14 protein-coding genes are annotated in these 19,388 nt (G+C 73.6%); 8 read left to right on the forward strand and 6 right to left on the reverse strand.

From position 1 onward, the window contains the following. Window positions 1-102 precede the first annotated feature (102 nt). From ACFVZH_RS35685 to ACFVZH_RS35700, 4 genes are all read right to left on the reverse strand, one after another. A complete protein-coding gene (locus ACFVZH_RS35685; RefSeq protein ID WP_384904100.1) occupies window positions 103-1,623 on the reverse strand; it encodes a peptidoglycan DD-metalloendopeptidase family protein in 1,521 nt (506 codons plus the stop codon). A 64-nt stretch (window positions 1,624-1,687) separates the two neighbouring features. Then, the gene (locus ACFVZH_RS35690) at window positions 1,688-2,677 is read right to left on the reverse strand and encodes an alpha/beta hydrolase (RefSeq protein WP_384904101.1); all 990 of its coding nucleotides are present in this window, start codon (window positions 2,675-2,677) and stop codon (window positions 1,688-1,690) included. Window positions 2,678-2,896: 219 nt separating this feature from the next. Further along, complete coding sequence (locus tag ACFVZH_RS35695; protein ID WP_384904103.1) at window positions 2,897-3,229, reverse strand: SCO0607 family lipoprotein; 333 nt, start codon at window positions 3,227-3,229, stop codon at window positions 2,897-2,899. Between the two features lie 157 nt (window positions 3,230-3,386). After that, window positions 3,387-4,280: a serine protease gene (locus ACFVZH_RS35700; RefSeq protein WP_384904105.1), complete on the reverse strand. Its 894-nt coding sequence runs from the start codon at window positions 4,278-4,280 to the stop codon at window positions 3,387-3,389. A gap of 259 nt (window positions 4,281-4,539) precedes the next feature. Between ACFVZH_RS35700 and ACFVZH_RS35705 the strand changes: the two genes are divergently transcribed. From ACFVZH_RS35705 to ACFVZH_RS35725, 5 genes are all read left to right on the forward strand, one after another. Further along, window positions 4,540-4,818: a polyprenyl synthetase gene (locus ACFVZH_RS35705; protein ID WP_384904106.1), complete on the forward strand. Its 279-nt coding sequence runs from the start codon at window positions 4,540-4,542 to the stop codon at window positions 4,816-4,818. Next, window positions 4,811-5,863 (forward strand): polyprenyl synthetase family protein, encoded by a 1,053-nt coding sequence (locus ACFVZH_RS35710; protein WP_384904108.1) that lies wholly within the window; start codon window positions 4,811-4,813, stop codon window positions 5,861-5,863. Before ACFVZH_RS35705 ends, ACFVZH_RS35710 begins: the two co-directional genes overlap by 8 nt. 20 nt (window positions 5,864-5,883) lie before the next feature. Then, the gene (locus ACFVZH_RS35715) at window positions 5,884-7,047 is read left to right on the forward strand and encodes an oxygenase MpaB family protein (protein ID WP_384904110.1); all 1,164 of its coding nucleotides are present in this window, start codon (window positions 5,884-5,886) and stop codon (window positions 7,045-7,047) included. A 336-nt stretch (window positions 7,048-7,383) separates the two neighbouring features. Beyond that, window positions 7,384-8,781 (forward strand): APC family permease, encoded by a 1,398-nt coding sequence (locus ACFVZH_RS35720; protein WP_384904111.1) that lies wholly within the window; start codon window positions 7,384-7,386, stop codon window positions 8,779-8,781. Window positions 8,782-8,975: 194 nt separating this feature from the next. Then, window positions 8,976-10,367: a TerD family protein gene (locus tag ACFVZH_RS35725; protein ID WP_384904113.1), complete on the forward strand. Its 1,392-nt coding sequence runs from the start codon at window positions 8,976-8,978 to the stop codon at window positions 10,365-10,367. Here ACFVZH_RS35725 and ACFVZH_RS35730 read toward each other — a convergent pair. Beyond that, window positions 10,360-11,463 (reverse strand): alkene reductase, encoded by a 1,104-nt coding sequence (locus tag ACFVZH_RS35730; protein ID WP_384904139.1) that lies wholly within the window; start codon window positions 11,461-11,463, stop codon window positions 10,360-10,362. The genes ACFVZH_RS35725 and ACFVZH_RS35730 overlap by 8 nt on opposite strands. A gap of 232 nt (window positions 11,464-11,695) precedes the next feature. Between ACFVZH_RS35730 and ACFVZH_RS35735 the strand changes: the two genes are divergently transcribed. The 3 genes from ACFVZH_RS35735 (at window position 11,696) to ACFVZH_RS35745 (ending at window position 16,159) form a co-directional block, all read left to right on the forward strand. Next, window positions 11,696-15,073 (forward strand): BTAD domain-containing putative transcriptional regulator, encoded by a 3,378-nt coding sequence (locus ACFVZH_RS35735; protein ID WP_384904115.1) that lies wholly within the window; start codon window positions 11,696-11,698, stop codon window positions 15,071-15,073. 22 nt (window positions 15,074-15,095) lie between these two features. After that, window positions 15,096-15,527, forward strand: a complete 432-nt coding sequence (locus ACFVZH_RS35740) for a hypothetical protein (RefSeq protein ID WP_384904116.1) — start codon at window positions 15,096-15,098, stop codon at window positions 15,525-15,527. Window positions 15,528-15,697: 170 nt separating this feature from the next. Continuing rightward, the gene (locus tag ACFVZH_RS35745; RefSeq protein WP_384904118.1) at window positions 15,698-16,159 is read left to right on the forward strand and encodes a hypothetical protein; all 462 of its coding nucleotides are present in this window, start codon (window positions 15,698-15,700) and stop codon (window positions 16,157-16,159) included. A gap of 97 nt (window positions 16,160-16,256) precedes the next feature. Here the strand turns inward: ACFVZH_RS35745 and ACFVZH_RS35750 are convergent, their stop codons facing one another. Continuing rightward, a complete protein-coding gene (locus ACFVZH_RS35750) occupies window positions 16,257-19,304 on the reverse strand; it encodes a BTAD domain-containing putative transcriptional regulator (protein ID WP_384904119.1) in 3,048 nt (1,015 codons plus the stop codon). Between the last annotated feature and the right edge of the window lie 84 nt (window positions 19,305-19,388).

Consider the following 19,388-nt stretch of genomic DNA (forward strand, 5'->3'; position numbering starts at 1 on the left):
GCCGGCCGGACCGTGGGGCTCGGCCGGCCGCGCGGCGGGTGCGATGCGGGCGAGGGGGATCGGGTACGAGGCGGCGGTCGGCCGGCGGGCGGGTGCGGGCGCTCAGTCGAGGGCGGGACCGGCGGTTCCGTTGACCCAGACCCAGGGGGACCAGGTCGCGAAGCCGGTCTGCCAGATGTGGTACGTGCCGGCGTGGCTCGTGCCGAACACCTCGATGCGGCCGTCGGCGTTGGAGGTCGCGGTGACCTCGGTGCCGCCGCCTCCGAAGGTCTCCCACCCGCCGTACGGGGCGTTCACCCCGGTCTGCCAGGTGTGCATGGCGGTGTCGCCGTTCATGGCGAAGACCTCCACGCGGCCGTCGGCGGTGCGTTCGCTGCTGAGCTGGGAGCCGGCGGGGCCGCCGGTGCCCTCCCAGGCCGACCAACTGCTCGGACCGGTCTGGTACTTGTGGAAGACCCCGACCGGTCCGGAGGCGAAGACCTCGATCCGGCCGTCGGCGTTGTGGTCGACGGTGAGGTCGTGACCGCCGCCCCCGAAGTCGCCCCACGGGGACCAGCCGCCGTTCGGGGCCGTCTGGTACAGGTGCTGGAAGGTGCCGCCGTTGAGCGCGAACACCTCGAGGCGGCCGTCGGGCGACTTCTCCATCTCGATCCTGCTGTCCGCCGGCCCGCCGCCCGTCGGCTCCCACGCCGACCAGCCGCCGTTCGGCTCCAGCTGGTAGCGGTGGAACACGCCGGCCGGCCCGGAGGCGAAGACCTCGATGCGGCCGTCGGCGTTCACACCGGCCGCGATGTCACGACCGCCGCCGCCGAAGTTCTCCCAGCCGGACCACCCTCCCGACGGGGAGAGCTGGTAGCGGTGCTCGAAGGTGCCCCCGTTGATCGCGAACATCTCCAGACGGCCGTCCGCGTTGGGGGCGATCGCGAGTTCGGCGCCGGCGGGCCCGCCCAGCTGTTCCCACTCCGACCAGTCGCGGTTCGCCTCCCGCTGCCAGGCGTGGTGGACGGCGCCCGCGCCCGCCGCGAACACCTCCAGGCGTCCGTCCGCCGACCGCGCCGCCACCACCCGGCCCGACTCCGCCGGGTACACCAGGGGCTTGGGCCGCGGACCGCTGCCCGGCACGCAGGGCAGCACCACACCGCCCTGCGCGAGGTAGACCTCGGGATCGATGCCGTACGACAGCGACAGGTCGCCCCAGATCCGCAGATGGAGGTGGGGGCCGTCCGCGTTGCCCTCGGCGCCCATCAGGGCGATCCGCTGGCCGGCCACGACATGGTCGCCGACGGCGACGTCCCGCCGGTACATGTGCCCGTACTCGGAGGTCTTGCCGTCCGGGTGCTGGACGCGGATCCACTGGCCGTAGTCGCCGACGTACCCGGAGATGGTCACCACGCCGTCGCCCACGGCGTGGATCGGGGTCCCGGTGTCGTTGGCGATGTCGACACCGTTGTGGCCGGGGTGGAAGGGCTGGCTCACGAAGCCGGCGGTCGGGCACGCCGAGGCGGAGACGGCTGCCGCGGCGGCCGAGGCCGGCGCCGCGGACGCGGCCACGAGCGCCGGCAGGAGAGCGGTGGCCGCCGCGAGCAGACAGGTCAGCGCGCGTCGGGAGAGTCCGGGAAGCACGGGTCGCTCCTCCGCTTGGTCGTCTGGTGACGGGTGGTGGGTCATGGGCCGCGGCGGGCGCCGCTCACGCCTTGCGGAGCCGGGCGACGACGCCGTCGATGTCGCGCTGCAGCATGTCGCGGCGGATGAAGTGGCCGCCGGGCAGCTCGTACCACTCGTGCGGGATGCCCGCGTTGCCGAGGAGGGAGCGGAACTCCCGCTGTCCGGCCAGCACCTGCTTCTCGTTGGCCGTGTCGAACCAGTTGATCGGGTCGGGGCTGGTGCCGGCGACGAGGAAGACGCGCTTGTTGCGGTAGCTCTCGATCCGCTGCACCGGGTTGTCCGCGCTGACCCGGGCCTCGTCCCAGAACGGCGCCCCGTAGATCGTGCCGCCGTTCAGGTCGAGCGCCGCGGAGCTGGCGTTGGCCCAGTGGCCGACGAGCCCGTTGTCGCGGCGCAGGCTGGCCGGGCCGGAGTGGGCGCTCACCGAGGCGAAGTGGCCGTAGTACTTGGCGGCGTACTTCAGCGCGCCGAAGCCGCCCATCGAGAAGCCGGACACGGCACGGCCGTCGTACTCGGCGAACGTGCGGAAGTTCGCCTCGATCCACGGGATCAGCTGTCCGATGTGGAACTGCTCCCAGTTCCGCGGGCCGACGTTGGAGCTCACGGGGTTGGAGTACCAGCCGGCGTGCCCGCCGTCGGGCATGACGACGATGAGCCGCCTGCCGGCGGTCAGCTCGCGGATGCCCTCGCGGTCGAACGTGATGAAGTCCTGGTCGTTGCCGCCGCCGTGGAAGAGGTAGAGCACCGGGTAGGTGCGTCCGCTCCAGTGGTAGTCGTCCGGGAGGAGGACGTTCACGGCGGGGTTCCAGCCGATCGCGCCGGTCTGGAACCGGTAGTACCGCATGCGCGGGTCGTCCTCGTTGTGGTCCACGATGTGCAGGCCGTAGCCGTCGCCGACGGCGGAGGCCGCCGTCGCCGACGCCAGGACGCCTCCGGCGCCCAGGGCCAGGGCGGCCGAGAGGCCCCCGGCGGACTTGAGGATGCTTCTGCGGTTCGGGTGCTGCGCGCTCAACGTGACCTCCAGGTCGCGTGCGTGACGGTGCGTCCGGCAGACCTGGAAGGTAGCAACGGGGCGGGGTCCGGCAGACCCCGGAAGATTGCGGACTGACAGGAGGGGTGAACGTCGGCTAGGGCCTGTCGTCACCTTCCCGTCGTCGCCCGAAGGGCGGCCCCGAGCGCGTGCCAGGTGTCGTGGGGCGGACGGGAAGGTGACGACAGGCCCTGGGGGGCGTCAGCCGTGTGTGGGGTGGCCTTCGGCGTCGACGACGACCGTGGCCCAGTGGCGGTCCCACCGGTCGCCGACGTACTCGGGCACCATGCCGGCCGGGTAGCGGACGTAGCCCTCCGGCGGCTCCTGGCCGTCGGCCGCGCAGTCCTGGCCGTCGGTGTTGCCGACCGCCTTGACCGGGTAGCGGCCGGACCCGCAGACGCGCTCCTGGCCCGCGCAGCCCGTCAGGAGCACGGCCGCGGCGAGGGCTGCGGCGGCGAGGGCGGGGAGGGCGCGGCGGGTGGACGTCCGACCGGACGGGGGACGGAAGGGTCGGGGACGTCGGGTCTGCTGCATGGATCTTCGGCCTCTCTCGCTGGTCCCCACAGTCTCGGGCGGGAGGGGCGTCGTGGTGATGAGTACGCGTACTCACCCGGTCGTGAGTGGTACCGGGTGATCGCGCGGGCGGGCCCGCCGGCCGCCGTGTCGCGGGCGGCCGGCGGGGGCGGGGGTGCTACGGCTTCGGGAGGAGGCAGCCGGCGCGGTTGAGGTCGATCACGTTGCCGGGGCCGATGCAGGGGACGAGCGTGTACGTCTCCTGGGCGTAGTTGATGCCCTGGCGGACCGTCACGGCGCCGTTCTGGTCGACCTCGCAGGGGTTGTTGAGGGTGCAGCTCTCACCGCTCTCGTTGCCGGTGTTGTTGACGGCGACCACGCGGCCGGTGGTGGTGTCGATCACGGGCGAGCCGGAGGTGCCGCCGATCGTGTTGCACGACGAGGTGTAGCGGACCGAGTCCTTCCAGGTCCACTCGCCCTCCTTCAGCCGGTAGACGAAGCCGTCGACGTTGCAGCTGTAGATCCGCTTCCAGTAGCCGGAGACCACCTTGATCGCCGAACCCTGCGCCGGGTGGGCGTCGTTGAGGGTCAGGGCGTTGATGCCGTACTGGCTCTGGATCTGCGCGTAGGTCTTGGTCACCTGGTAGAGCGAGAGGTCCGTGTCGGTCATCGTGGCGTACGCGATCTTGCTGGCCCGCAGCGTCGCGACCTTGGAGCCGGCCGAGTTCAGCAGGGAGAACGAGCGGGTGGACCGCTGGTCCTTGACGACCTCGCCCGCCGCGGGGAAGCCGGACTCCAGGCAGTGGCCGTTGGAGAGGACGAGCGCGGGGTCGCTCGGCAGGGAGCCGGGTGCGCGGACGAGGGAGCCGGAACAGTTGCTGAGTGCGACCGTGCCCGCGAAGTCGACGGTGACCGCGGCCTGTTCCCGGGGTGCGGGGGCCGGGGCCTGGACCCGGTTCGTGGGGGCCGGGGCCTGTGCGACGGCTTCCAGGGGTATGGAGGCCGTGGCCGGGGCCGCTGCCGCGCCTGCCAGGAGCAGGGCGAGCAGGGCGGCGGCGAGAGGCTTCTTCATGTGGGGGTTCCCCTCCGAGGACGGTGCGACCGAAAATCCTTCGGTTGTCATGTGCATTCTCGGGAGGGGCTTCCCGGCTGACAAGAAGGCATCCGGCCGCCGGCGCACGCGCGGCCCCGCCCCGGCCGCTCGTACGCCCCAGCGAGTCGATCACTCGTTGGTGAGTTCCGCCGCCCCCGCGGACGGACCGGCGCGAGGCTGGAGGCGAAGGTCGGTGACCCCGCGGCCGGAACGGACCGCGGGCGGGTGGGGAGTGGGCGTGACGCGAGAGACGGAATCCCGCGGGGGTCTCGACGAGCGGGCGGTGTTACTGGCGGCGGGTCTCGCGGACCTCGCCGTGAGCGCGCTCGGCTCGGGCATCGGGGCCGTGCGGGGGATGCTGCGGCGCTCGGACGCCGCCGAGATGGCGTCCGACGCCGAGCGCGACCTGGAGGCGCGCGGGCGGCTCGCGCTCGACCGGTACACGGCGCCGCCCCCCGCCCATCTGGAGGTCCTCGCGCGGCACGTGATCGCCCGGCGGGCCGGCGACGGTGGCTGAGCGGTGGGAGGCGGCCGCGTTCAAGACCCGCGTCGACGAGGTGCTGCGGCGGTACGTGGCCGAGGAGGCCGACCTCCTGGCGGCGGTCGACCCGGCGTTGGGCCCGGTGGCCGAGCAGCTGGAGGCAGCGGTCGCGGACGGCAAGAGACTCCGGGCGGCGTTCTGTTACTGGGGCTGGCGCGCGGTGGGGCAGCCGGACAGTGAGGCGCTGCTCCGGGCCGCGGCCTCCATGGAGCTCGTGCACGCGGCCGCGGTCGTGCACGACGACCTGATCGACGACAGCCCGCTGCGGCACGGCCGGCCCACCGCGCACGTGGCCCTGCGCGGCGCGGTGGAGCACCACCCGACGGTCGCGGCGGGCGCACGGGCGCTGGCGATGCTCGTCGGGGACCTGCTCATGTCGCTCGCCGGGCAGCTGTTCGTCACCAGCGGCCTCCCGGCCGCCTACCTCGGCCGGGCGCGTCCGCTCTGGGCGGCCCTGGCCCGGGACCTGATCGCCGGCGAGTGCCTGGAGATCCTGCACACCGGAGCCGCCCCGTCCACGGCGGCCTCGCTCAAGGTGATCCGCTACAAGACCGCCAAGTACACCGTCGAGCAGCCGCTGTCGATCGGCGGCGCGCTCGCCGGGGCAGGCCCGCGGCTGCGCGAGGGGTACTCCGCGTACGGCCTGCCGCTGGGCGAGGCGTTCCAGCTGAGGGACGACCTGCTCGGCCTGTTCGGGGACGAGGAGACCACCGGCAAGGCCGATGCCGACGACGTACGCGGCCGGCGGCCGACCACCCTCCTCGCGGAGACCTGGCGGCTCGCCGGGGACGAGGAGCGCGCACGGCTGCGCGACCTGCTGGACCGGCCCGACCCGGACGGGGCCGCGCCGGAGGCCGTACGCGAGGTGATGCGGCGGCTGAAGGCGCCGGAACGCGTCGAGGCCATGATCACCGCGCGGGTCGACGAGGCCCTGCGCGCGCTCGACCGGCTGAACCTGCCCCCCGCCCCCGCCGCCGCGCTCACCGCCCTGGCGCACTCGGCGGCCGTCCGCCGGTACTGACGGAGAACCTGGAGCCCGCCATGATCCACACCGAGGCGTCGATGGACGCCCTGCGGCAGACCGGCGACGAACTCGCCGACGCCACCGTCGCCACCCTCTTCGAGCGCGGCGAGGTGGGCACGTTCAACACCCTCATGCGGTACGTCTCCACCGCCGGTGCCCCGCTGCCGGACGGGCTGCCCGACGTCGCCCGCGCGTACCTGGAGGCCACGAGCACCCCGCCGGCCTGGGTGGACTGGGGAGTGATGGAGAACGCCCGGCTGTTCTTCATCGACAACAACGTGCACATCTCCACCGCCCTCTCCTTCGCCTCCATGCCCGCCTGCTACGTCGTCCCGCACGTGGCGAAGCTGCTGTCGGCGACGCACGGACTGAAGTACCCCTCCAAGCGCATGGCGGAGACCGGCCAGTTCACCGTCCAGCTGATGCAGCCCGACGCCTTCGAGGCCGGCAGCCGCTTCATCCCCGCCGCCCAGAAGGTCCGTCTGCTGCACGCCTCCATCCGCCACCACCTCAAGCGGGAGGGCCGCTGGGACACCGCGTCGACGGGAGTGCCGATCTGCCAGGAGGACCTGATCGGCGGGCAGATGTTCTTCTCGATGCTCGTCCTCGACAGCCTGCACCGGCTCGGCATCCACATGTCGACGGAAGGCGCGGACGCCTACTACTACGCCTGGCGCGTCGTCGGCGCCATGCTCGGCGTCGACCAGGACGCAGTCCCGAAGGACCTCGACGAGGCCCGTGCCTTCCTCGACCGGTACATGATCCGCCACATGGGGCCGTCCCCGGAGGGCGCCCACCTGACCCGCCAGCTGATCGACCTGTACGAGGAGGTCGTGCCCGGCACCCTCTTCGACCCGATCGTCTCGGCCCTCATCCGCTACCTCGTCGGCGACACCTGCGCCGACTGGCTCGACGTGCCGCGCACCCGCTGGGACACCGTCGTGAAGACCGTTCCCCACCTGCTCGGCGTCCTGGAGACCATCGAGGACCGCTCCCCGCTCGGCGCCTGGGCCCTGGACCGGCTCGGCCACCTCACCACCGTCCTGGAACTGTCCTCCCTCACCCGCGGACGCGTCATGCACTACGCCATCCCCGAGCACCTGAGGGAGGACTACGGAGTCCCGTCCGGCCCGCCCCGTACCCGCCGCTGGTCGCCACCGGCCGCCACGGTCCCCTCGTGACGCCGACGGGCCCGGTGCGGCCTGGGCGGCCTGGGTGAACGGGGCGACGCCGGGACGCCGGAACGCCCGCGCGGCGGTAAAGCGCGGGAAAAGTCCTCGCGGGGGAGCTGCGGTTCCCGCACGGAGTGTTTTCGCGGTCTTGGCGCGTTCTTAACGCTCCGGGAGCCCTTCCGGGCGTGTCGGAACAACGGATTCCGCAGCCATCGGGGCATTGACCTGCGGTTCTGCCCAGGCTTCCATTCAGCCCGGGAGCAAAGGACCACCTGATCACCGGCCGCCTCGGAGGCGATACCGCTCCCGCTCGGAAACACTGCTCGTACCGATCGGAACCGTCTGATGACCGACACCCTCAGCGCGCCGCACGCGTTGGCCCCGCAGACCGGCCCCGCGCCGCAGAAGCTCAAGCGTTCCATCGGTGTCGTGGGCGGCACCCTGCTCACGCTGTCGTGCGTGACGCCCGCCTCCACCCTCTTCGTGGTCGTACCGGACCTGTTCGGCGGTGTCGGCACCTATGCCGCGCTCACCATCGCGATCGGCTCGCTCCTCTGCATCGGCGTGGCGTTCTGCTACTCCGAGCTGGGTACCCTGATCCCGAGCGCGGGCGGCGAGTACGCCATCGTCTCCACCCTCGCGGGCCGCCTGGCCGGCTGGCTGGTGTTCGTCCTGTCGCTGCTGGTGGTGATGATCGTGCCACCGGTGATCGCGATGGGGACCGCCGACTACCTCGCGCCCCTGGTGCACGTGCCGGCCCCGCTGGCCGGCGCCGCTGTCATGCTCCTCGCGACCCTCGCGGGCCTGCTCGACCTGCGCGCCAACGCGTGGATCACCGGCATCTTCCTCGTCCTTGAGGTGGTCGCGGCGGGAATCGTCGCGATCCTCGGCTTCGCCCACTCGGAGCGCGGCGTCGGCGCGCTCGTCCACGGCCAGGTGGCGGGCGAGGGCGGCACGCACTCACTGGTCACCGGCGCCATGGTGGTCTCCGGCCTCGCCATCGCCCTCTTCATCACCCAGGGCTTCTCGACGGCCGTCTACCTCTCCGAGGAGCTGGAGAACCCGCGCAAGAGCGTGGCCCGCACCGTGCTCGCCACCCTGGCCATCTCCACCGTCGTGATCCTGGTGCCCGTCGTGGCCATCACCCTGGGCGCCGGCGACCTGGAGACCCTGACCGGCGGCGACATCAGCGGCATGATCGCCGCCTGGTCCAACTCCGCCGTCGGCACCTTCATCAGCCTCTGCGTCGCGCTGGCCATCGTCAACGCCGGCATCGTCATGGTCATCCAGAACTCCCGCGTCCTCTTCGCCTCCGCCCGCGACAAGGCGTGGCCGCAGCCCGTCAACAACGCCCTCTCCCGGTTGGGCCGGTTCGGCTCCCCGTGGGTCGCCACCCTCCTCGTCGGCGTGCCGGGCGCGGCCCTGTGCTTCGTCAACCTCGACACCCTGTACGGCGTCACCGGGGTCTCCGTCACCGGCATGTACCTGCTGGTCGCCGTGGCGGCCCTGTTCAGCCGCCGGGGCGCGCACCGCGAGGTCGCCGCGTGGCGCATGCCGCTGTGGCCGGTCGTCCCGGTGCTGCTCATCGGCGTCCTGGCGTACGTCCTGTCCATGCAGGACACCGAGTACCTGCTGTGGACCGGCGGCATCACGGCGGCCGCCACCCTCTACTGGGCCCTGTACCTGCGGCCCCGCAAGGACACCCGCTGGCTCGTCAGCATCCCCGAGGACGAGCAGGTCTGATCCCGCCCGCCGACGCGTCACCCGAGGGCCGGGGCGGCTTCCGCCGCCCCGGCCCCGTCTTTCTCCCGCCCGTCCCGGGCCGCGTGCGCGCGGTGACCGCCGGGTCTTGTCCCCGGGCGGCGGCCGCTGCAAGATCGCTTCGTGACCGACAAGGGTGGGGACATGAGGGGAAAGGCCGGTACACCGTGGAGGAGATGACCAAGGGCGGCAACGGCTTCGTACCGTCCGTCCCGCTGAGGATCGCCGTGCACGGCGGCCTGGACACGATGGCGCTGCTGCTCACGGAGGGCGGGACGGTCCGGGGGGACGGCGACGTGGTCTTCCACGGCGCACCCGTGCACCCGTCGGGTGCCGTGCGGCTGAGCCAGGGCGGCGACGGTACGGCCTGGCTCGACGTCGGCCTCACCACCGTCGAGCAGCAGATCACCCGCGTCCTCCTGGTCGGGTCCACGGACCGCGGCACCCTCCGGGACGTCGTCCGGCCGGCCGTGGAGGCGTTCGCCCCCGACGGCACGACCGTCGTCCGGTACGAGGTGACGGACGCCGCGGGGGAGACGGCGATGGTGCTCGCCGAGCTGTACCGGCGGTCGGGCGGCTGGAAGTTCCGGGCCGTGGGACAGGGATACGCGAACGGCCTCGCGGGTCTGGCCACGGACCACGGCGTGGACGTGGCGGATCCGGGACACGCGCCGGCCGCCACGCCACCGGCCGCGCAGGCTTACGCACCCCCGGCCGCGCAGGCGTACGCACCACCGCCCGCTCCGGTCTACCCGCCGCCGCCCGCGCAGGCTTTCGCGCCCCCGCCGCAGGCGTTCACGCCGCCGCCCGGGAAGGCGTTCGGGCCGCCGCCGGGCTTCGCGCCCCCGGCACCGGGGCCGGGCTTCCCGCCTCCGCCGGCGCCCATGGCGGTGCCACCCGCGCCGCCCGGCGCCCCTGCCTTTCCTGCCGTTCCCGCCGCTTATGGTGCGCCGGATCCGTGGGCGTACGGCCCCGTCTTCGCGCCGTACACGGAGACCGGCCGGGACAACGACGTGATCACCGTCGACGGGCTGCCGCCGGGGCCGGTGGTCGTCGCCCTCGACGTCGAGGGCGACGGGTACACGGGGCTGTCGGTCCTGAACTGGCGCAACAAGGAGAAGGACCTCCTCGTCAACAGCACCGAGGAGGACTTCCGGGGGCGGATGCTCGCCACCGTGCCCGGGAACGGGACTCTGCGGCTGAAGCTGGAGGCGGAGGGACCGTGGTGGGTGGAGGTGTCGCCGCTGGCGGCGGCCCGCCGCCTGACGGAGGAGGAGACGGAGTTCCGCGGCCCCGACGTGCTCCTGCACACCGGAGGCGTCGCCGACCTCGCCATCCACTACCGCGGTGACGACAACCTGATCGTCAACGTCTTCGAACTCCACGGTCACGACGACCACACCGCCCTGCCCGAGGACGACAACGTGGTCAACGAGATCGGCAAGCGGCGCGAGACCGTGCCGCTGCCCGAGGGCCCGCTCGTGGTGCAGTTCGAGATGGCGGACGGGCCCTGGCGGGCCCGTCTGAAGAGGGTGCAGCCGCCGAGCCGGCCCGGCCGTCTCAGGTGAGCGTCGGGTAGTCGGTGTAGCCGGTCTCGCCGCCCACGTACATCAGATGGGCGTCGCGGATCGGATTGAGGGGCGCGCCGGTCCGCATCCGGGCGACCAGGTCGGGATTGGCCAGGAACGAGCGGCCGAGCGCGATCAGGTCGGCGCCCGCCGCCAGGAGCCGTTCGCCGGCGTCACGCCCGCCGTCGGCCGGCAGGGGGCCGGGCCAGGGGAGGGCCGGGTTCGCGATGAGCGTGCCCGGCCAGGCCGCGCGGAGCGTGCGGAAGAGCGGCTGGTCGGGGTCGGCGAACACGACGTGCAGGTAGGCGAGGTCCAGCTCGCGCAGCTCCTCCAGGAGCGCGGGGTAGACCGCGTCGACGTCGTCCTCCGTCATGCCGTTGGCGGTGACACCGGGGGCGATGCGCACCCCGACCCGCTCGGGGCCGATCGCCTCGGCGACCGCGCGGACGACCTCGACGGTGAAGCGGATGCGATGGGCGACCGGTCCGCCGTAGCCGTCGGTGCGCCGGTTGGTGGCGCCGGACAGGAACTGGTGCAGCAGGTACCCGTTGGCCGAGTGCACCTCGACCCCCGCGAAACCGGCGTCGACCGCCCGCCGCGCCGCAGTGGCGAAGTCGGCCACCGTGGAAGCGATCTGATCAGTCGTCATCTCCAGGGGCACCACGGCCTCCTGGTGTCCGGACGGGGTGAACACCGTGCCGGGCAGGGGGACCGGCGACGGCGCCAGCGGGTGGAGCCCCGTCGTCTCCGGGTGCCCGACCCGCCCGCCGTGCTGCAGCTGGAGGAACATCTGCCCGCCGGCGTCCCGCACGGCCTCGGTGACCCGCCGCCATCCGGCCACGTGCGTGTCGTCGTGGATCGCGGGGATGTTGGGGTACGTGGCGCCCACCGCGTTGGGTGTCGCGGCCTCCGCGATGATCAGTCCGGCCGAGGCGCGCTGGGCGTAGTACGTGGCCATGATCGGCTCCGGCACGCCGGTCGCGCCCGCCCGGTTCCGCGTCATCGGGGCCATGACCAGCCGGTTCCGCAGCCGCAGCGCGCCCAGACGGGCGGGCTGGAACAGCGGGGAGACGCCGGAGGCGGACGCCTCCGTCACCGTGCGCTCCGTGTCCGTGTCCGTCTCCGTGCGCGGCTCGGTGTCCGTCTCCGTGTCCGGCGAAACGACGCTGCTCGTGATCGTGCTCATGGCCGTGCTCCCTCGTCCGTGTTCCCGCCGGGGCCGTCGGGCCCCGCCGGACCGAATGTCGCGCAGGCCGCTTCGGGAACGCTGACGGTCGGCTGACGGTCCGCCCCGGGCCGGATGATCATGGGTGTGTAGGGTTCCTGCCATGAGGTTCGGGGTGCTCGGTCCGGTGGCGGTGTGGGATGCCGAGGGTGAACCGGTACGGGTGCCCGAGACCAAGGTGCGGGCGCTCCTCGCCGACCTCCTCGCCCACGAGGGCCGTCCCGTGCCGACGGACCGCCTCGTCGACGACATCTGGGGGGACGCCGTCCCCGGCAACCCCGCCAACGCCCTTCAGGCCAAGGTCTCCCAGCTCCGCAGGGCCATCGGCCGCGACCGGGTCCTCCACCACCCCGCCGGCTACCGGCTGCGCCTCGACGGCGACCCGTCCGAGGTCGACGCCGAGGACTTCCGCCTCCTCGTGGCACGCGCCCGCCTCCTCACGTCGCCGCGCCCCCGGGCCGCCCTGCTCACCGAGGCACTCAAGCTGTGGCGCGGACCCGCCTACGCGGACTTCGCCGACGAGGAGTTCGTCCGTCCGGCGGCGCAGCGCCTGGCCGAGGAGCGGCTCACCGTCGTCGAGGAACAGGCCGAGACCCGACTGGAGTTCGGGGATGCCTCGTTGCTCGGGGAGACGGCCGCGCTCGTCGCCGGTCACCCGTTGAGCGAGCGGCTGCGCGCCGTGCGGATACGCGCCCTGTACGCCGCAGGCCGGCAGAGCGAGGCCGTCGCCGCGTACACGGAACTCCGCACCCTGCTCGCCGACGAACTGGGCCTCGACCCGAGCCCCGGACTGGCCGCCCTGTACGAGGCGGTCCTGCGCCAGGACGCCGGTCTGACACCCGCCCCCGCCCCGGCAGAGCCCGTGGCCGTCCGGTCGGCCGCCCCGGACCCGGCGCCGCCCCGGGCCGCCCGTCCGGCGACCGCGCCCGGTCCCGTCGCCGCGGCCACGGAGCCGGAGGTCCCCGACCCGTACGGGACGGCCTCTCCGCGCCGGAACCTCCCCGTGCCTCCGACGGCGCTGATCGGGCGGGGACCGGCCCTGGAGACGGTCGGCCGGCTCGTCGGCAGCGAGCGGCTGGTCACGCTGACCGGGCCGGGCGGGGTGGGCAAGACCCGGCTGGCGCTGGCCGTGGCCGAGCGGGTCTCCCGTGACGAGGACCGGCCGGTGCCCGACGGCGTGCATCTCGTCGAGTTCGCCGGTCTGCCCGCCGGGACGTCCGGGACCGCCGATCTCGTGCAGGCGGTGGCCGTGGTGCTCGGCGTCCGTGACTCGGCGTCGCCGGCCCGCGGCGCGGGCGGCCCGACGGACGCGCTGCTCGCCGCGGTGCGGGACCGCCGGGCCCTGCTCGTCCTCGACAACTGCGAACACGTGATCGAACCGGCCGCCGAGCTGGTCGCGTCCCTGCTGCACGGCGCGCCGGGCCTGCGCGTACTTGCCACGAGCCGCGAGTCCCTGCGCCTGCCCGGCGAGTCGGTGTACGCCGTCGATCCCCTCGATCCCGCCGCCGCCGCACGGCTCTTCACCGAGCGGGCCGCCGCCGCGGCACCCGGCTTCGCACCCGAGGACGAGGACGAGGGCGAGGCCGGGGGCGGGCACGGAGGTGGCGCCGGGGACGGGAGCGCCCGGGACGCCATCGGCGACATCTGCCGCCGGCTCGACTGCCTGCCCCTCGCCCTGGAACTGGCCGCGACCCGGGTACGGGCGCTGGGCGTGCGGGAACTGGCCACGCGCCTGAGCGACCGGTTCCGGCTGCTCGCCTCGGGGCAGCGGGGGCTGCCGGCCCGGCAGCAGACCCTGCGGGCGGTCGTCGACTGGAGCTGGGAGCTGCTCGACCCGTCGGAGAGAGCCGTGCTGCGCCGGCTGGCCGTCCCGGTCGGCGGCTGCGCGCTGGACGCGGCGGAGGCACTGTGCGCGGGCGACGGCATCGCCCCCGAGGACGTGCTCGACCTGGTGGGCCGCCTGGTCGACCGCTCCCTCGTCATGGCGGTCCCGACCGCCCACGGCCCGCGCTACCGCCTGCTCGAATCGGTCGCCGTCTACGCCCGCGACCGGCTCCACGAGGCGCGGGAGGGGGACGGCGTCTCCGCTCGCCACGTCCGGTACTACCGCGAGTTCGCCGAGCGCGCCGAATCCCGCCTGCGCGGCGCCGGGCAGCGGGTCTGGCTCGCCCGGCTGGACGCCGAGTCCGCCAACACCCGTGCGGCCCTCGACCACGCCCTGCGCGCGGGTGACCCGCGGGACGCGGCGGCGCTGGCCACCGCCCTGTGCCCCTGGTGGCTGCTGCGGGGCCGCCTGCACGAGGGGCGCCGCCGCCTCGCCGAGGTCCTGGACGCCGTACCGCCCGACCTCTCGGCCGAACTCCGCGTACTCCACGGAGCGTTCGTCATGATGACGGGCGGCCGTGCGCCGGACGCCGACTGCCCCGAGGCGGACATCCCCGATGCCGTACGCCGTGGCCGCGCCCTGTGGCTGTTCGCGTACAGCCTCTACCACGCGGGCGATCCCGCGGCGGCCCGGAGCGTCAACGCCCGTGCCCTCGAACGGTTCACCGAGGCCGCCGACCCGTGGGGCACCGCCGCAGCGCGGTCCCTGCGCGCGCACACCGCGTTCGCGGCGGGAGACCTGCGCGCCGCGCGCGAGGACGGCCTCGGCGGCGCCACGGCGTTCCGGGAACTCGGGGACGGCTGGGGCGAGTTGATGACGGTCCCGGTGCTCGCCGCACTGGCCGAGATCGAGGGCGACTACGCCGCCGCGACCGAGCGCCAGACCGAGGGGCTGCGGCTGGCCGAAGGTCTCGGACTGCCCGCGGAGACCTCCGCGCGCCTCGCCGGCCTGGGGCGCCTCGCCCTGCTGGCCGGGGAGTGGGAGCGAGCCCGCGACCTGCACGAGCGGGCCCGGCGCGCGGCGGCCGAACAGGGACACATGTACGGCGAGGTGTTCGCCCTCATGGGCCTCGCCCTCGGCGCACGCCGCTCGGGCGACCTCGACGCCGCCGAGCGCCATCTGCGGACGATGCGCGACGCCTATCCGTCGTCGACCGCCGGAAAGCACCTGATCCACGTGGAGCTCGGCTTCACCGCCGAACTGCGCGGCCAGGCCGACCGGGCCGCCGCGTACCAGGCGAGCGGCCTCGACTTCGCCCGGCGGCTGGCCGAGCCGCGCGCACTCGCGCTCTCCTTCGAAGGCACCGCCGGCGCCGCCGCGGCCGAGGGCGGCACCCCGGCCCTCACCCGCGCCGCCCTCCTCCTCGGCGCCGCCGACGCCGCCCGGCGGAGCGCGGGATCGCCGCTCCCCGAGGGCGAACGAGGCGACGTGAACCGCATCGCCGACGTCGCCCGCGCGGGCCTCGGCGACGCTCCGTACGCCGCCGCGTTCCGCGAGGGCGCCGCCCTGTCCCTCGCGGAAGCGGTCCGTACGGCCGTCGGGCGGGACCGGAGCGGGAGGGAAACGGGATCGGCGGGTCCGACCCTGCAGGAGTAGTTCTCTGCAGGAGGAGTCTCCGATGAAGCATCCCCCGGACCGGATCGACGTGGCCGAGGGTCTCCGCCACATCCTTCAGGAGCTGTCCGCCATCGAACGGTCGGTCGAGCACGACCGGCCGGGCCGGCCCGCCCCGTACACGGACGCGGAAGAGCCCTGGGACGGGCCCGAGTTCCGTGTCGAGACCGTGAGCGACAACAGCATGCACACGGTGGTGGACATCAGCGTCCGGCGTGGCCCCGGCCGGGTGCCACCGAACCACCGCGCGCCCGACGAGGACGAGGTCGCCACGCTGCGTGCCACGGTCCGCGCACTGCTCGATCTCGCGGACGTCGGATCCGGGCGCGCCTGTACCACCGTGGTCCTCACCGAGCAGGGTCCGCGCGTGGTCAGCTGCCGCCTCAGCGGCGGCATGACCGTGTTCGCCCGTGAGAGGAGGCCCGCAACGGGCTGAGCGTGGCGTCGAACAGCGGGCTGTACCCGGGCTGACCAGGCGTTCCCGGGTGCGTTCCCGTGCCGTCCCGCAGGGCGGTATCGGCTCGGGAACGGTCCGGGAACGGGTCCCCGGAGAGTACGTGGTGTCGGGAAGCAGAAACCGCAGAAACCACGCAAAGGGGATAGGTCATGGGACGCAAGTCGGCCGGACTCGTCGGGATCGTCGCCGCCACCCTCGCCTTCGGCCTGGGGGCCACGGTCGAGGCGGGACACTCGCAGATCCAGCCGGCCGGCGTGCACGTGGTGGCCGATGACCAGGGTCCGACGGTCATCGGCAAGGGCGGGGTCGTGCAGGCTGCGGTCACTGACGACCAGGGTCCGACGGTCATCGGTAAGGGTGGCGTCGTGCAGGCTGCGGTGACCGACGACCAGGGTCCGACGGTCATCGGTAAGGGCGGGGTCGTGCAGGCCGCGGTGACCGACGACCAGGGTCCGACGGTCATCGGTAAGGGTGGCGTCGTGCAGGCTGCGGTGACCGACGACCAGGGTCCGACGGTCATCGGTAAGGGTGGCGTCGTCCAGGCCGCGGTGACCGACGACCAGGGCCCGACCGTCATCGGCAAGAACGGTGTGAGCGTCCTCGCCGTCTGATCCCCTCCCCGGCACATGCACCGGTGCCCCGCATCAGGTCTTCCGAGACCTGGTGCGGGGCACCGGTGCATGTGGCGTGTCGCGTGCGGCGGTCGCCTCAGGTGCGTCGGCGGTCGGCGGGGACGCCCATCTGGTCGAAGAGGTCCTCCGCGGAGCGCTCGTTGCGGGCCGCCTCCTCGGTGAGGCCGAGGGCGGCCTGGGCGCGGGCCATGCCGGAGAGGGCGTAGGCGATCTCGATGCGGAAGTCCAGGGAGTGGGCCACCTCGTGGGCTCGCTCGTGGAGACCGAGGGCTGCCGCGTACTCCTTGCGTTTGAACAAATAACGGCCGACCGTGTTTTCGACCTTGGCTCGGCGGAGTAGAGAAACGTTTGGCCCGATGGTTTCGATGGCGCGGTCCGCGTAATGCGTGGCCTGCTCATGTCGGCCGAGCCGTTGGGTCACCTCCGCTAAGAGAGCGAGGGCGAGCGCCACCTGGCCGGGATCGCTGCTCTCGGTGCACAGCTCGCGCGCCCGGTTGAGGCAGGTGTCGGCGGCCTCGTCGTCGCCGAGGCAGGCATGGGCGAAGGCCAGGTCCGTGAGGGCGACCAACTTGTTCTCGTGCTGGCCGAGTTCATCGCACAAGCCGATCGCGCGACGGGCCGCCGACGCGGCCTCCTCATGGCGGCCCCACTGCTCGTACAGGGTGCTGAGCAGGGTGAGGCTCTCCGCCTCGGCCCGGCTGGCGCCGAGTTCGCGCTGGTGCGCGATGGACTTCTCCAGATGGGACAGTGCCTGGGGGAACCGGCCCAGCAGGCTGTTGAGCTGGCCGAGGGCGCTCTCGCTGTGCGCCAGCGTCTGCACGTCACCCAGCCGCTCGGCGACGTCGCGGCCCTCCGTGGCGACCTCGATGCCCTCGGCGAAGCGGCCCAGCTTCCAGCAGGCGACGCCCAGATTGGACAGACTGACGCCGAGCAGCGGCAGTTCGCCGAGGCGGCGCGCGGCGGCCACCGCCACCAGACCCATCGAGCGGAACTCCTCCAACTGGCCGCGCGCGCTGAGCTGGAAGGCGAGGTTGCGGGTCAGGAACACGGTGTGGCGGTCGTGTCCCAGCCGGTCGGCCAGGCCGACCGCGCCCAGCAGCGATCCCTGCTCCCGCGCGAACCACTGCTCGGCCTGCCCGCTGTCCGCGAACCAGGGCAGCCGCGACGACCACGCCTCGGCGTCCTCCACCTCCGCCACCTCGGTGGGGATGCGGCGCCGGCCCGGGAACATCACCTGGCACGCCGACTCCGTCGCCGCCAGGTAATAGTCGAGCAGCCTCCGGGTCGACGCGGAGTCGTCGCCGTCCGTCGCCGGGGACCGCAGGCTCTGCGCGAAGCTCCGCACCAGGTCGTGGAAGGTGTAGAGCCCGATCTCCGGCTGCTGCAGCAGGTGCACGTCCAGGAGGAGTTCGAGGATGTCCTCGGCGTCCATCGGGTCCGTGTCGAGGAGCGCGGCGGCCGCGTGCACGTCGAGATCGCCGCCCGGGTGCAGCGCCAGACTGCGGAACGCCGTCCGGCAGTCCTGCGGCAGGGCCTGGTACGACAGGCGAAGGGTGGCGGCGACGCTGCGCTGGCCCGAACTCAGCTCGTCCAGCCTGCGCGTCTCGTCGCGCAGCCGGTCGGCGAGATAACGCAGCGTCCAGCGCGGCCGGTTGCGCAGCCGGGCGGTGGCGATCCGCAGGGCCAGCGGCAGATGCCCGCACAGCCGGGCCAGCTCGGCCGCGGCCTCCGGCTCCGCCGCGTACCGCCGTTCGCCCAGCGTCTCCGCGATCAGCGCCGCGCACTCCGTCGGCGACATCACGTCGATGGAGATCCACTGCGCGGAGTCGAGGTCCACCAGCCGGGCCCGGCTGGTCACCAGGACCAGGCAGCCGGGCGAGGTCGGCAGCAGCGGCCGTACGCCGTCCGCGTCGGCCGCGTTGTCGAGGAGCAGCAGCAGCCGCTTCCCGGCGATGGTCGACCGCCACAGCGCCGTGCGTCCGGCGGCGTCCTCGGGGATGCGCGTGCCCGGCACGCCCAGCGCGCGCAGCAGGCTGTCGAGCGCTCCGCTCGCGGTCACCGGCTGCTCGCCGGGGGTGTATCCGCGCAGGTCGATGTAGAGCTGGCCGTCGGGGAAGTCGCCGGCCAGGGTGTGTGCCGCGTGCACCGCGAGGGAGGTCTTCCCGCTGCCGCCCATGCCGTCCAGGGCCACGATGCGGGAGTGACGCGCGTAATCCCGGCCCGCGGAGTCGAGCAGCTCCTGCAGTTCGTCGCCGCGGCCGGTGAAGTCCGCCAGGTCGTACGGCAGGGTGCACGGGGCCTCGTGGGAGGCGGCGACCGGCCGGGGGAGCGGGGTCGCGTCGGGCGGCGGAACGGGTGCGGCCAGCTCCGGGCTGTCGCGCAGGATCCCCTCGTACACCTTGGTCAGACGCGGTCCCGGGTCGACTCCGAGCTCCTCCACCAGGAGTTCGCGGACCCTGCTGTACTCCTCCAGCGCCTCGGCCTGCCGCCCCGAGCGGTAGAGGGCCAGCATCAACTGGGCGCGCAGCGACTCGTGCAGGGGGTGCGCCTGCACCAGGTCCCGCAGGTCGACGACGAGTTCGGCGGACTCGCCCAGTGCCAGGCGCAGTTCGAAGAGCTGCTCGGCGGCGCCGAGCCGGCGCTCCTCGAACGCGGTGGCCGCCGCCTCGATCACCGGGCCGCCGGCGCCCGAAAGGATCGGGCCGCGCCACAGGCCGAGAGCCCGGCGCAGTGCCTCCACTGCGTCGATCGCGCGGCCCTCGGCCGGCGCGTCCCGGGCGGTCCGCACCAGGGCGCCGAACTCCGTCAGGTCGAGCTGCTCGGGTCCCAGGACCACCCGGTAGCCGGGGCCGTCGGTGACGATGACCTCGCTGCCCGCGGGGATGCGCCGCCGCAGGTCCGCGACCGCCTTGCGTACCTGATGGGAGGCGGTGGCGGGTGGGTCCTCGGCCCAGGCGGACTCCACCAGGCGGCCGATCGTCAGCACCCGGCCGGGCTCCAGGAGCAGGGTGCCGAGCACCCGTTCCTGGATCAGTCCCCCCAGCCGCAGCCGCGTACCGTCCGCCCACCCTTCGAGAGGGCCCAGCACGTTGAATCGCAGCGATCGCGCCTCGGCAGCGGTCATCGCCGAAAGCACCCCCCCAGGTCACTCGTCCACGCCGACAGCGCCGGTGAATGCGGATCCTAGCCCGTTCCCGTGACGCTCGGG

The organism is Streptomyces sp. NPDC059534 (assembly GCF_042743475.1).
Lineage (GTDB): Bacteria > Actinomycetota > Actinomycetes > Streptomycetales > Streptomycetaceae > Streptomyces.

What these genes read in the sequence shown, in the direction of transcription:
- ACFVZH_RS35720 (WP_384904111.1), top strand. Translation starts at nt 7,384, where the DNA reads ATGACCGACACCCTCAGCGCGCCGCACGCGTTGGCCCCGCAGACCGGC.
- ACFVZH_RS35725 (WP_384904113.1), top strand. Translation starts at nt 8,976, where the DNA reads ATGACCAAGGGCGGCAACGGCTTCGTACCGTCCGTCCCGCTGAGGATC.
- ACFVZH_RS35700 (WP_384904105.1), bottom strand. Translation starts at nt 4,280, where the DNA reads ATGAAGAAGCCTCTCGCCGCCGCCCTGCTCGCCCTGCTCCTGGCAGGC.
- ACFVZH_RS35735 (WP_384904115.1), top strand. Translation starts at nt 11,696, where the DNA reads ATGAGGTTCGGGGTGCTCGGTCCGGTGGCGGTGTGGGATGCCGAGGGT.
- ACFVZH_RS35750 (WP_384904119.1), bottom strand. Translation starts at nt 19,304, where the DNA reads ATGACCGCTGCCGAGGCGCGATCGCTGCGATTCAACGTGCTGGGCCCT.
- ACFVZH_RS35740 (WP_384904116.1), top strand. Translation starts at nt 15,096, where the DNA reads ATGAAGCATCCCCCGGACCGGATCGACGTGGCCGAGGGTCTCCGCCAC.
- ACFVZH_RS35715 (WP_384904110.1), top strand. Translation starts at nt 5,884, where the DNA reads ATGATCCACACCGAGGCGTCGATGGACGCCCTGCGGCAGACCGGCGAC.
- ACFVZH_RS35745 (WP_384904118.1), top strand. Translation starts at nt 15,698, where the DNA reads ATGGGACGCAAGTCGGCCGGACTCGTCGGGATCGTCGCCGCCACCCTC.
- ACFVZH_RS35695 (WP_384904103.1), bottom strand. Translation starts at nt 3,229, where the DNA reads ATGCAGCAGACCCGACGTCCCCGACCCTTCCGTCCCCCGTCCGGTCGG.